This window comes from Lysinibacillus sp. NPDC093688 (assembly GCF_050280145.1).
Taxonomy (GTDB): domain Bacteria; phylum Bacillota; class Bacilli; order Bacillales_A; family Planococcaceae; genus Lysinibacillus; species Lysinibacillus xylanilyticus_B.
On record NZ_JBNNUX010000006.1, the window covers coordinates 54,988 to 68,179 of the forward strand.

A 13,192-nucleotide genomic window follows, 5' to 3' on the forward strand; every position below is an offset into this window, starting at 1 on the left:
TTTGTGCAAAAGCGCAGTGCTAACGTAGCGACACGAAGTCACGAAGGCGTTATTACAGTACGTGATGCTTTTAGCCTTCGTTCCCCTACCCGCTTGCGCTCCAGGGTCTCACGCTAAACCGCAAGGAATCGCCAGTCTCCATCCAATCAACTAATATACATGGTTATGTTTTAACAAATGTCACCCCTAACTTTTGATGATGAGCCTCTTAAATTTCACTAATGTAAAAATTCGGAATTTTCCAGATCCCAAAAACTCCTTTTATTTTACATCTAATGTTGGGGAGATACATATAAAGAAGTTTCCCAAAACCTCATTATGACGTTCTATCCATTACTTTTCTTTCTATGCATTTTCACTATCGATATAGAATAAGGAGCTGTCCCATGAAGTGCTAATTACATCACATGGGACTGCTCCTTTTGAGCTTATTTACATTTTGTCAAAAATTCAAACTTGCTGACACTCATTACAATGCACCAGAACTAATTACTTCCGCTGACTCTACAAAATCTAAACGCTTAAGTTGCTGTATTAAATCATCAAGTTCACATGTCATACTAGTGACATCTAATGACAATGTAACATTAGCACGTCCTTGAATCGGTATTGTTTGATGGATAGTCAGTACATTACAATGCGTAATTGTCACTGTTTCTAAAAGCTTTGCAAGTGTTCCTTTACGGTCCTGAAGCTGTAAAAAGACTGTTAAAATGCGTTCCTGCACAATTGAGTGAAAAGGAAATACAGCATCACGATATTTGTAAAACGCACTACGCGATAAATCCACCTGCTTTACCGCATCCCAAATGGAAGATACCGAACCACTTGAAAGCAAGTGTTTCGCCTCCAAAGTTTTTTGCATAGCATCCGTTAAAACATCTTCACGAACTAAATAATATCGCTGATTCGCAACATTCTTCATACGCTTCCCCCTAAAACTCTTGTCTTAATCGACAAATTCAAATTCAAACTCTTGCAGACGAACTATGTCGCCATCTTGAGCACCGCGTTCACGTAGAGCTTCATCCACACCCATTGCACGTAATTGACGAGCAAAACGACGAATACCATCTTCACGGCTAAAGTCAGTCATTTTAAATAGGCGTTCAATTGCGTAACCACTAATGATAAATGTACCATCATCATCACGAGTAATTTCGAAATCTTCACCTTTTGCTTCGTGTTTATACATTACCGTTGCTTCGGATTCTTCCTCTGTATCTTCATATAGTAGGAATTCAGGCGTTACTTCAAGTAAATCGGCAATAGCAAATAGTAACTCTTTTAAACCTTGACGTGAAACAGCCGATATCGGGAAAATTTGAACGTCTTCTCCCACTTTTTTGCGGAATTCCTCTAAGTTTTCTTCTGCATCAGGCATATCCATTTTATTGGCAACAATAATTTGTGGACGCTCTGTTAAACGAAGATTATATTGCTTTAGCTCTTCATTAATCGTTAAATAATCCTCGTACGGATCGCGGCCTTCCATTCCTGACATATCAATAACATGGACGATAACACGTGTACGCTCGATATGTCGTAAAAATTGATGACCTAACCCTACCCCTTGGTGTGCGCCTTCAATAAGACCAGGTAAATCTGCCATAGCGAAGCTTCGATGATCGTCTGTTTCAATCATCCCTAAATTCGGAACAATTGTTGTAAAATGATATGCACCAATTTTTGGTTTCGCAGCAGAAACAACAGATAAAAGCGTTGATTTACCAACACTTGGGAAACCTACTAGTCCCACATCTGCTAAAACTTTTAACTCTAATATAACATTTAATTCTTGTCCTGGCTCACCTTTTTCAGAAAGTTCTGGCGCCGGATTTGCAGGTGTTGCAAAGCGTGAATTCCCACGTCCGCCACGGCCAGATTTTGCGATAATCGCTTGTTGACCATGCTCGACTAAATCGGCAATAACAGCACCTGTTTCTTCGTTCATTACGACTGTACCTGGTGGTACTTTAACGATTAAATCGTCTGCACGTTTACCATGCATTCCTTTACTCATACCGTGCTCACCACGGTCAGCCTTGAAGTTGCGTTTGTAGCGGAAATCCATTAATGTTCGTAAGCCCTCTTCAACTTCAAACACTACGTTACCACCATGTCCGCCATCACCACCAGCTGGACCACCATTCGGTACATATTTTTCTCGGCGGAAGGCAACCATTCCGTCCCCGCCGTCGCCACCTTTTACATAAATCTTAACGTGATCGACAAACATTTAGTTCACTCCCTATTTGCTTTCAACACATATTGCCAGCACGTATTCGTCTGTTCAATTGTTTGAATGTCTAATTGTTTCAAACCTTTTTCGGTGAATGCATCAGCACTCCATAGCCCATTTAGCGTGAATGTCACGGCAAATGTATGATCGTCAACACGTACATCGAGCGCTAGGCTCTGCTCTGTAAATGGATCTAATGTATCATAAACATGCATAACTGTTTTGTTTAAGTAATCTACAACTTCCGAATCAATCGTATTTGTGACAGACATTTTTATGTCACCACTAAGCTTCATTGGTAATGAAGGATAGCGCCAGCCTGCTGTTTGCAGCCATTCGATTGTTTGCGGTAATTGTATTCGATTAAAGATAGAAAGTATTTGTAACTGTTCTGAATAATTTTGAATAAGTTTTTTTGATTCATCAATTCTACCTAAATCTAAATTCATGCGAATAAGCTGAAGCTGATTCACATAATCATGATTTGCAAAACGTATTACTTCACTAATGGTTAGTGATTGATTGTTCATCCCATTCACTCCAATAAAGTTATCCTTACTAGTATAACAAGTTTTGCTGTATTTTTCCCTTAATTCTTTAATCAATTATGCCTCGGCATAATTGCCGCTGTCGCGCAGATAAACAATGCGTCCGGAATCGGCTTTGTGCTTAGGCCTGCACGAGGGCCGACACGATGTCGGTCATTTCGGTAATGCCACAGGACGTGGTGTTTTTACCGATGCAGGTCAGTTAGCCGTTATCGCATGGATGCGATGATTTTAGGCTAACATCCTTTTTAAGAACTCCTTTCCGATTCCGTGACATCCGCCGGAGGCTTTGGGCCAACAGATGTCTTTTGCGCGAAAGCGTAGTGCTAATGCAGCGGCAGCAAAAGGTTTTGTCTGTGCGAAAGCGAAGCGTCAGCAACAGCACGACGTTGGTCACTCAGTCGTTGCCACAGGACGTGGCGTTCTTAGACTGAGTTCCTCTATTTCAGCAGATGTTTGGACACCAACTGAAAAGTAAAAGTGACTTAAAACCGCATTCATCACACCACCTATAGAAGTGGATGACTTCTGTACCTGTCGCTACGCTTTCGGTACAAAAGACATTGACTGAAAGAAGTTGAAATTTAGCCAAAAAAAGGACTGCAATAAATGCAGTCCTCCGCTTTATGTTATCTTATAAAAGATTAAGCTTCTTGTGTTGTTGGGTATACAGATACTTGTTTGCGATCGCGACCTAAGCGTTCGAATTTAACAACGCCGTCAACTTTAGCAAATAGTGTATCGTCACCACCACGACCTACGTTTGTACCTGGGTAAATTTTTGTACCGCGTTGACGGTAAAGAATTGATCCACCAGTTACGAATTGGCCATCAGCACGTTTAGCACCAAGACGTTTTGACTCAGAGTCACGTCCGTTTTTAGTAGAACCTACACCTTTTTTAGATGCGAAAAGTTGAAGGTCTAATGCTAATAATAATTTCATTGTGTTCCACCTCCTACTTGGTTGTAGTTGATTTGGATATATTGTCCGTAATTTTGCACCATGGAATATACCTGGGCAGTCATTACTTGGACAATTAACTGTAGTTTCGCATCAATCTCAGGCTCTATATCTGATGGTAGATCTACCTTAAGATAGCCTCCACCTTCAGCAGCTTGTTCGACTTCTGGCTGTAATTGTAATAGTGCATAAATAGCATTCACAGTACCTATAGCAATTGTAGATGCTCCTGCACATACTAAATCCTTACCAGATTCATCGTATTCAGCATGTCCTGAAAATTCGAATGCTGACACATGTCTATTTTCATCGTGATGAATCGTAACCTGTATCATTCGCTACACCTCACAATTAAGCGTTGATAGCTTCAACAACTAATTTTGTATAAGGTTGACGGTGACCTTGTTTACGACGGTAGTTCTTTTTAGCTTTCAATTTGAAAACAACGATTTTTTTCGCACGGCCTTCTTTAACAACTTTAGCTGTTACAGTAGCGCCTTCTACTAATGGAGCTCCAACTTTAACGTTTTCGCCACCAACGAATAAAACTTTATCGAAAGTTACAACCTCGTCAGCTTCTACACCTAATTTTTCAATATAGATTTCTTGACCAGCTTCTACTTTGATTTGTTTACCACCAGTTTCAATAATTGCGTACATTTTACTGCACCTCCTCTTAGACTAAGACTCGCCTGTACATAAAGGTGATCATATGATACTTAAACCTTTCCAGTGCGGTTGTAGTAGCACGGGTGCTACAAACAATAACATTAAAATATTACCACACAATTTTTTTCAAGTCAATCTATTCATTACATATTTCTCAAATGCTAAACGATATTTTCGATAGTTCCATTCTTTTAACGCTTGAAGCCATATAAATAAACATAAAATTGCTATAAAAATAGATTGTGGGAGGTAACATAAAGTTATCACGAATAGTATAAAGGCAATTATAAGAGAAAACCAGTAATAATATTCAAACGCACGAACATTTGGATAAAGTAAAAATAAACACGCTAAAAATATTCTGCCACCGTCCAAAGGAATAATCGGTAATACATTGATGGCTAATAGCACAAGTTGCACATTAATTAGCTTAGTAGCAAGCAATTCCGGCATAAAAAAAGCGAGGCCAATCCCTAATAATGTAGCGATTGGTCCCCCTAAGGCAATCCAAAGGAGTGACGTTGCTGGCACAACCGCTGGATTTTCAAATTCTATTTCCCCTCCGTAAGGTGTAATAATGCATGATTTTACGTTAACGCCACAAAGCATCGCCATCAACATATGACCTGCTTCATGCCATAATAGCGAAGATAAAATAATAGCGTAATAAGCAATTTGACCGGTGAAAATCATTAAAAATACGAGAGGGATACATAGAAGATGCAGTTTAATTTTCATTGGACTCCGCTGTTTCAAGCCACTGTACAATCTGTTCTAAGCTATATTGTGCCTTGTCTTTCTCAATCGAGATATAGAGTTGCCCGTTCTCTTTCATGCCGATTAAATCGTTTGCCTGCACTGTTGTGTATGGAAGTTGTGCTAAGCTATCCAGCATACCATAGGATACAGTTGTACCATCATCATAGCTTATCGTCATTGTTTTACCAGTATATTTTGTATGGCCGGTGAAAACGACAAGACCATTCTTTCCAGCATAAACCGGGAGGCCCATGTCATATTGCAATAAAAAACCTTCCTTAAAGACTTCTGCATTGGCAAATGATAATAGTTCAGTTTGTCCAACATCACTCGATACTAAAATTGTTGCATCATCTTTATTTAGCCAGCTTTGTCCGAGCTCGCTTAAATAGGTTAAATCCGCTGAAGTTGTAACAAGTTTTCGCACCGGTGTTTCCAATACGCCTTGATCCTCTAAACGAATTACTAGCATAATTGCAGCCACAAGCAATATCGTGACCAACCATTTCCATTTTTTAAACAAGCCCTCATCCTTTTTTCACACTATATGAGCTTGCATGTCCATTCATGCACACGAAAAAAAACCTTCTCGTACAACTGCACGAAAAGGTTGATGTTTATCTTGAAAATAACGATTTTAGTTTTGAAAATACACCTTTATGTTCATCTTCAATGGCCATAAGTGGTACAGACTCTCCTAGTATTCTTCGGGCAATATTACGGTAGCCAAGAGATGCTTTATTAGCAGGATCCATTACTACTGGTTCACCTTTATTGGATGATGAAATAACCCCTTCATTATCTACAATGATTCCTAATAAATCAATAGACAAATGTGTTGTAATTTCATTAACATCCAAAGTATCACCGCTTTTCATCATATGCTGGCGAATGCGGTTAATAATTAGTTTAGGTGCAGTAATTTCTTCCTGTTCGAGTAAGCCAATAATTCGATCTGCATCACGCACAGCAGAGATTTCTGGCGTCGTTACTACAATTGCATGATCAGCACCCGCAACAGCATTACGATAGCCTTGTTCAATGCCCGCTGGACAATCTATTAAAACATAATCATAATCTCTTTTTAATTCTTCTACTAAGCTCTTCATTTGCTCAGGCTTAACAGCATTTTTATCTGTCGTTTGAGCAGCAGGTAATAAAAATAGTTTTTCATCTACACGTTTATCTTTTATTAGCGCTTGATGAATCTTACAGCGCCCTTCAACAACATCTACTAAGTCATAAATAATTCGATTCTCAAGACCTAAAATCACGTCCAAATTACGTAAGCCAATATCTGTATCTACTAAACAAACTTTTTTACCTTGTAGCGCCAATGCAGTCCCAAGGTTAGCCGTTGTCGTCGTTTTTCCGACACCGCCTTTACCTGAAGTTATGACGATCGCTTCTCCCACACTAGCTTCCTCCCTTAGACACATTTAACAATGGTCGAATATTTTTTAACGCGTGAATTTGATCGTACGTAATGCGCCCATCATAGCCAATAAATGCACAAGCCATCTCTTCCTGATTAATCGTTTTTACATGTTCGTCTGACATTGCCTGAACCTGATCAGCAATCATGATATGTGTGGCTTCAAAACAAGATGCTGCAATGATTGCTTCCTTATTACCATGAACACCTGCATGTGCAATTCCTTTGAGTTTACCTAGGACATACACATTACCGGCTGCTTCTACACGTCCGTTCGGATTGACATTTCCTACGATAATAATATCTCCTGGCGAACGTAGAACTTGCCCCGATCTGACCACACCTAAATATGTATCTTGTTGACTTTCAATCCTTTTCTGGTTGCTCTCATGGACAGTCAGTACTTCACTTTGCACCTTTGAAACGATTAGTTGCTCTGTTTCCTGAACACTTTTAATAAGCTCTTTGATTTGTTCATCAGAACAGTATCGATAGCCCAAATATAATTGTACATCTACTTTACTATCGATACCGCTCTCTGAAACTTTCTTTTTAAGCTCTTCTACTAAATCGACATACGCACATTGATCGTCTAAATGAAGAATAAATCCATCCTTTGTTCCCTTCATATTAACTAACTGTTTTTTCATGAATGCCTCACCCCACGTTGCTCTTTGTTAAGAAACTTCACGTGCTCTCTGTAAGACACGCGCATTAATCAGATACTTGAAGGCCCAACCAAGAATCATTAAAAATAGTGCATTAGCAATGATCGTTGGCAGTAGTCGTGAACGTAAGAAATCCGAAAATGGAATCGTTGTAAAGTCGATAAGATAGAAGAATTGATAGAGTATAAATTCTAAAATTGCTACTAAAACAACTGAAATCGTCGTTGTCACAACTAAGTGCTGATGAATAACTTTCACAATTGACCCTGCTAAAAAACATACTAGCGGAAACAGTACTGAATATAATCCAATAATATCAATGTAAAACACATCATACAAGACACCAAAAAAAAGTCCATACATTACCGCTCGTTGACGGCTGTAATAGATGGATATAAATATTAAATATAAGATTAAAAATCTAGGGACCAAATAATAGATTTGCCCTTTCACTTCAATCGGTGAAAGCATAGCAAACTCTGGTTCTAGTAAAAATAGTAAAACTGCCACAGAGGGGATGAGAAATCGAACCATTATTCCGCCTCCTCGTTACCCTTTTGTGGATGTGTTAAATCTCCATCCGATTCATTACCATCATATCCATCTATCACAGTAGAGGAACGTTTAGCAATAACAACATAGTCTAAAATTGAAAAATCAGCAGATGGTTTTACATAAGCCATTTTTGTTAAGCCATGATCATCTGTACTTACTTCAGTTATTTCTCCGATTGGCACATTTTTTGGGAAAACACCGCCAAGTCCTGATGAAACTACTTGTTGACCTTTTTTCACTGTTACTCTTGAATCGATTCGCTTCATAATGAGTTCATTACGCTCTTTATCATAGCCCTCGATTAAACCGTATGCTTGTTTATCTCCTTGAACCATCGCAGAAACACGATAGTTTGGATTATTTGTATATAAAAGCTCTACTTGAGATGTGAAAGGCGTCACTTCAGTAACTTTACCGACTAACCCTTTCGCTGTCATCACTGCCATATTTTTTTCTACACCGTGTGAAGATCCTTTATCTAAAATAATTTTTTCTTCCCACTGGTCAGGATTTCTAGCAATAACTGTGGCATGAATCGGATCATATGCTTTTAAGCTTTCCGATTTGTCCATAAGCTCTTGAAACTTTTTAATATCAGATTTCAAGTCCGCTGCCTCAGCTTGTACAGCTACAAATTCATCTAAGCGTGCTTTCAAACGTTTATTTTCTTCGTACGTGTTTAAGAGGGAATCAATACTATCAAAAACACCTGCAATATAATTCGCCGGCTTCGCAACAATGGATTGTGCGACGCCGACAGTGTCTTTAATAATTTGCTCTGGTAAAGTGGCATTCGTCCGTTCACGTAATGAGAAGCTAATCAATGCCACAAGAAAAACCATGCCCACGAGTAGCAAAATTAATTTCTTATTGAAAAAAAAATGTGGCATTGCCTAAACCTCCTTACCCTTTAACTTGTTGTTGACGAATTAAATCAATATGATCTAGAGCCTGACCCGTACCAATAGCAACACAGTCCAGTGGATCTTCTGCGATAAATACTGGCATATTAGTTTCTTGGCTAATAACTTTGTCTAAGTTTGCTAATAGCGCACCACCACCTGTTAGTACAATTCCGCGTTCCATTACGTCTGCAGATAATTCAGGAGGTGTTTGTTCAAGCGTTTTTCGAACACCATCAATAATAGATGCTACCGCTTCACGTAAAGATTCAGAAATTTCCTGTGAAGAAATTTCGATCGTTTTAGGTAAACCTGTTAAAAGATCGCGTCCTCTAATGTCCATTTTTTCTCCTGGACCTTCAGCCAACGCTGTACCTATTTCCATTTTCACTGCTTCCGCAGTACGTTCACCGATTGTTAAGTTATATGTTTTACGAATATACGAAATGATGGATTGGTCCATTGCATCCCCACCGACACGTACAGATTCACTAGTTACAATACCACCTAATGAAATTACCGCTACTTCTGTTGTACCACCACCGATATCAACGACCATTGACCCTGTAGGATCCCATACTGGTAAGTTTGAACCGATTGCTGCTGCAAATGGCTCTTCAATTGTAAATGCATCTTTGGCACCTGCTTGGCGAGCAGCGTCAATAACCGCACGTTGTTCAACCGATGTAATACCATAAGGCACACAAATCATAACATTCGGCTTTTTCCAATTACCACCAGAATTTTTACAAGCTTCTTTTAAATAGTATTCTATCATTGCTGTAGTAATATCAAAATCAGCAATAACGCCATCTTTCATAGGACGGATTGCTACGATTGAGCCAGGTGTACGACCAATCATATTTTTTGCATCGTTACCAACTGCAACGATATCTCCAGTTTTTGTATTTTTCGCTACGACTGAAGGTTCGCGTAAAACGATTCCCTTCCCTTTAATAAACACTAATGTATTCGCTGTGCCAAGGTCAATCCCGACATCTTTACTTCCTAATCCAAACAATTTGTGTACTCCCTTTCTATTTAAGCCATACTTTCGTTGACATCATCTTCACCCCGGCGCGTAATTACACTCCGAGGTTTTATCTTCATTCACTCGGTGTTAGACACCTTCTGAAAAAAAACTACACACTCATTTATCTCACACCAGTTGGAATGAGAGTCTTTTTCTGAATAAAAATAAAATCATACCTTTCATTATAACGGAAAAACGCAAGAATTTGTAGTGCCACATACCTCTTCTCGCGGAAAAGATACTATTTTATTTCCCTCCTAAACAAAAATAGTACGTATAGATTAGCATATAATTTTTATTCTTGTAAGACAACGTGTAATAGGCTACCAATTTTTGTGAATATTATAGACATTTCTACGAATACAATAACGTTTTCTATAAAAAAAGGTTCGCTTTCATTTTTAGCTTTTCGCAAAAAAATACAAAAATATTTATTTTTAAAATAATGAAGCGATTTGATTTTCACTAAATTTTAGAAAAAAGGAATACTGTGAGGCTTCACTAAATGATCCAGCAACTGCTTTACAATTCTAAATCGTATAGATACTTGGATCATCACCAAAACGTGTGGTTGATTTCCGTTCCGACTGGGCGCTTTGTAGCTGCCGCTTTGCTTTCGCTACAGAAAACATTTGTTGTTGCTGTCGCTACGCTTTCGCACAGAAAACATCCGCTTCGCTGCAGGGTCTCGGCCCAACACGAGGTTAGTCACGAAGGAGTTATCACAGGATGTGATGATTTTAGCCTTCGTTCCTCTATTGCTAATCCCCAAGGAGTCGCCCAGTCGGAACGAAGATCAACTTATATACATAGTAGACGTTTTAATAAAATCATCCACAACTTTTAGTAATGAACCTGATATTTCAACAAACTCTAAAGATTTCCACAAAAAAACTCTGCAAAATATATTGCAGAGTTAAAAATATCCTTTTTCTTTCAAACTAATAAACTGATGATCACCGATGATGAGATGATCAATCAAATCAATGCCTATAATATAACCAGCCTCTAAAATTCTTCTCGTCACTTCAATATCCTCATCACTTGGTGTTGGAACGCCACTAGATAGCAATAGGTAAGGCTTTGAAATTATCGCCACCTTTTCCCCTGCTCCACACCGTGCATGCGACTTTCATCGCACACGGCGTACCATCGTTCGTTACGTTCTTTCATTTTTCTCAAACCACGATTAGTTCATTGTTCCTTGCGTGTTAAATTGATTCGTTTCCAACCATTTTTCTTAATTGATTGATTTTGTTTCGTTGTTCGTCATTTGGCTTCATTATATCTGTATATTTTCGAATGGTTTCGTCGGATGTCGCATGAATGAGTCTGTGTACATCTCTTGATAACAAGACCAAGTTCACATATCGGTCATCCTTCGTTTCGTACCATAATGTTTTATGATGACAATCCATTTCGGTTAAAACTAATTCATCACCCATGACAGCGCATTTCCCATTTTGTGCGACAAATAGGGATATACGGTTATCATTTAATTCAATGGTTGCACGTTCACTTGTGATGGGGTGTTCCCGTAACCATTGAAGCTGCCATTCAGGTACACTGCGTTGATTTCGGTGAATCAACGCACGACCTTCAAGGGTAAATTTACAAACGCCATTTTTCGGCATCAATGCCGTTCTAGTTCGAATAAAGCCAATGGGAATAATGGGGTAATCATTGATATATCTCGTCATTTCTGACTTTAAGTACGGTCGAATGCCTTTATCAGTGATACGGTATCCTTTTGAGCGTTTCTTTAAGGACAAATGTTTAAAGCGGTGTCGCTCTACTTGTGTCAATTGATATTGAATCGGTATCAAACTCGCATTGACTTGCGTGGCGATTTGATAGTAATTATGAATACCAATGACCATACTGTTGTAGATTTGAAGTTGCTTTATAAGTTCTGTCCCATTAGGTGCTCGTTGGATGGCATTGATTTGATCTTTCAATTGGTCTTTAATACGCTTTCTCGCCTTTTCGGTGATGTGCGATTGACAAACAAATTTCTTGTTTCCAACACGGTCATAGCCTTTTCGTTCCATCTTCAAGTCAAACCCTAAAAATTCACTGCTTTTCTTTTTCAAGTTTGTAATCTGTGATTTTTCTTCCGAAATAGAAAGTCCTAATCGTTCTTCTAACCACATTTTACTTGCGGTGAAAATCTTCTTCGCATTTGCACGTGACGTAGTAAAAATTTTAAAATCGTCTGCGTAGCGCACGATATACATTTCTTTTAGCGTTGACGTCTTTCGAAGTTGTCGGTAACGATATTGATGGCTATATAGACCGGTTTTCTTATTAAGATAGTCATTAATGGAATGGCACTTCTTACTTTCCCACTGATTCGCAATCCACCAATCAAATTCATTTAAATTGATATTCGCAAGTAACGGTGAAAGTATGCCTCCTTGGGGTGTACCTTTTGTCGGATACGTAATGTCGCCATTCGGTAAAACAACAGGTGCTTTTAGCATTTTCCGTAAAATCACGAGTAGCTGCTTATCTTGAATACCCATCGTCCAAATTTGACGCATTAATTTTGTATGTTTCACTTCATCAAAGAAACCTTTGATGTCAATGTCTACAACGTATTGCATCTGATTATTATTGATGCGACTAGCCGCTATTGAAATGGCATTTTCAGCGGATTTCGTCGGGCGAAACCCGAAACTATATTTATAAAACTTCGCTTCACATATCGGCTCTAATACTTGTAGGATACATTGTTGGGCAATACGATCCCACATCGATGGAATACCAAGTGGTCTCGTTTTCCCGTTCGGCTTTGGAATTTCCACGCGTTTTACACGGCGTGGATTGTAATGACAAAAGCGTTTATTAACCGTTTTGATAAATTCATCCGTACTCAACTTTTCAATATCATAAATTGTCACACCATCAACACCCGCTGTTGCACTCCCATTATTGCGTTTGATATTGCGAAAAGCGAGTAAAACATTATCATCAGATGTGATTATCGACATTAAATTTTTAAATGGTTGGTTCTCTTTACTTTGTGCATACAATGCATCAAATGTATCGGTCATGCCATAATATTCGGCATGGCGAAGTCTCGTGTTTTTCATTCTAGGAATCATTTTGAAGTTTTCGCTCAAGGTGCATCACGCTCCATTTGTTGGCTCGTGACCTTTTTAGTCATACGAGAATCCTTGAAGGTTTGAGTTAAAATCACGTAAACAAACGACTTGAGGCTATCGCTCCATTTCCATTACAGAAACTTCAACGCTCGTGCCTCTACTCTCACTACCATAAAAGAAAGTTATAGAGAAGCCTCTTTTCCTTTCCACCACTTCATTGCGTGTGTCCGCTCCATGTTGGTAGCTTTCCACGTTCCCTTCACTCTATCTATGTCCTAACTTAGGTGCTAGCTCTTACCTGACGTCCTCTCC

The 13,192-nt window shown here is 38.9% G+C and carries 15 protein-coding genes, 1 pseudogene and 1 other annotated feature; of the genes and pseudogenes, 1 reads left to right on the top strand and 15 read right to left on the bottom strand.

The genetic code is table 11. From position 1 onward, the window contains the following. Positions 1-469: 469 nt before the first annotated feature. The 3 genes from ACQKN2_RS07205 to ACQKN2_RS07215 are packed head-to-tail and all read right to left on the bottom strand — an operon-like array spanning position 470 to position 2,772. Complete coding sequence (locus ACQKN2_RS07205; protein ID WP_053484814.1) at positions 470-925, bottom strand: ACT domain-containing protein; 456 nt, start codon at positions 923-925, stop codon at positions 470-472. Positions 926-949: 24 nt separating this feature from the next. After that, complete coding sequence (obgE, locus tag ACQKN2_RS07210) at positions 950-2,239, bottom strand: GTPase ObgE (protein WP_427414369.1); 1,290 nt, start codon at positions 2,237-2,239, stop codon at positions 950-952. 5 nt (positions 2,240-2,244) lie between these two features. Further along, positions 2,245-2,772, bottom strand: a complete 528-nt coding sequence (locus ACQKN2_RS07215; protein WP_323647586.1) for a Spo0B domain-containing protein — start codon at positions 2,770-2,772, stop codon at positions 2,245-2,247. A 307-nt stretch (positions 2,773-3,079) separates the two neighbouring features. On the opposite strand from ACQKN2_RS07215, the gene ACQKN2_RS07220 reads away from it, so the two are divergent. After that, complete coding sequence (locus ACQKN2_RS07220; RefSeq protein ID WP_427414370.1) at positions 3,080-3,268, top strand: hypothetical protein; 189 nt, start codon at positions 3,080-3,082, stop codon at positions 3,266-3,268. A 166-nt stretch (positions 3,269-3,434) separates the two neighbouring features. Here the strand turns inward: ACQKN2_RS07220 and rpmA are convergent, their stop codons facing one another. The 12 genes and pseudogenes from rpmA to ltrA all read right to left on the bottom strand — a co-directional run bounded on the left by rpmA (position 3,435) and on the right by ltrA (position 12,898). Next, positions 3,435-3,734 (bottom strand): 50S ribosomal protein L27, encoded by a 300-nt coding sequence (gene rpmA / locus ACQKN2_RS07225; protein WP_016991892.1) that lies wholly within the window; start codon positions 3,732-3,734, stop codon positions 3,435-3,437. Further along, entirely contained in the window at positions 3,731-4,087 is a 357-nt protein-coding gene (locus ACQKN2_RS07230; RefSeq protein WP_323647587.1) for a ribosomal-processing cysteine protease Prp, read from the bottom strand. Before ACQKN2_RS07230 ends, rpmA begins: the two co-directional genes overlap by 4 nt. Positions 4,088-4,103: 16 nt before the next feature. Then, on the bottom strand, positions 4,104-4,412 hold the full coding sequence (gene rplU, locus ACQKN2_RS07235; RefSeq protein ID WP_049667662.1) for a 50S ribosomal protein L21: 309 nt from the start codon (positions 4,410-4,412) through the stop codon (positions 4,104-4,106). A 14-nt stretch (positions 4,413-4,426) separates the two neighbouring features. Then, positions 4,427-4,502 (bottom strand) — a sequence feature (ribosomal protein L21 leader region). A gap of 45 nt (positions 4,503-4,547) precedes the next feature. Further along, the gene (locus ACQKN2_RS07240; RefSeq protein WP_323647590.1) at positions 4,548-5,159 is read right to left on the bottom strand and encodes a stage IV sporulation protein FB; all 612 of its coding nucleotides are present in this window, start codon (positions 5,157-5,159) and stop codon (positions 4,548-4,550) included. Beyond that, positions 5,149-5,703 carry a peptidoglycan DD-metalloendopeptidase family protein gene (locus ACQKN2_RS07245; protein WP_427414371.1) on the bottom strand — a complete coding sequence of 185 codons (555 nt, stop codon included), beginning with the start codon at positions 5,701-5,703 and terminating at the stop codon, positions 5,149-5,151. The genes ACQKN2_RS07240 and ACQKN2_RS07245 overlap by 11 nt, the downstream gene beginning before the upstream one ends. A 94-nt stretch (positions 5,704-5,797) precedes the next feature. Then, positions 5,798-6,595 carry a septum site-determining protein MinD gene (gene minD, locus ACQKN2_RS07250; protein WP_323647594.1) on the bottom strand — a complete coding sequence of 266 codons (798 nt, stop codon included), beginning with the start codon at positions 6,593-6,595 and terminating at the stop codon, positions 5,798-5,800. Between the two features lies 1 nt (position 6,596). Further along, positions 6,597-7,265 (bottom strand): septum site-determining protein MinC, encoded by a 669-nt coding sequence (gene minC / locus ACQKN2_RS07255; RefSeq protein WP_323647595.1) that lies wholly within the window; start codon positions 7,263-7,265, stop codon positions 6,597-6,599. Between the two features lie 27 nt (positions 7,266-7,292). Continuing rightward, the gene (gene mreD / locus ACQKN2_RS07260; protein ID WP_197144834.1) at positions 7,293-7,817 is read right to left on the bottom strand and encodes a rod shape-determining protein MreD; all 525 of its coding nucleotides are present in this window, start codon (positions 7,815-7,817) and stop codon (positions 7,293-7,295) included. Continuing rightward, positions 7,817-8,728, bottom strand: coding sequence for a rod shape-determining protein MreC (gene mreC, locus ACQKN2_RS07265; RefSeq protein ID WP_427414372.1), 912 nt, complete (start codon positions 8,726-8,728; stop codon positions 7,817-7,819). Before mreC ends, mreD begins: the two co-directional genes overlap by 1 nt. 13 nt (positions 8,729-8,741) lie before the next feature. Further along, positions 8,742-9,761: a rod shape-determining protein gene (locus ACQKN2_RS07270; protein WP_323647602.1), complete on the bottom strand. Its 1,020-nt coding sequence runs from the start codon at positions 9,759-9,761 to the stop codon at positions 8,742-8,744. A 928-nt stretch (positions 9,762-10,689) separates the two neighbouring features. Then, positions 10,690-10,836, bottom strand: a pseudogene (locus ACQKN2_RS07275) (JAB domain-containing protein); the annotation flags it as partial. Positions 10,837-10,984: 148 nt separating this feature from the next. Next, positions 10,985-12,898: a group II intron reverse transcriptase/maturase gene (gene ltrA / locus ACQKN2_RS07280; RefSeq protein WP_427414373.1), complete on the bottom strand. Its 1,914-nt coding sequence runs from the start codon at positions 12,896-12,898 to the stop codon at positions 10,985-10,987. Positions 12,899-13,192 lie beyond the last annotated feature (294 nt).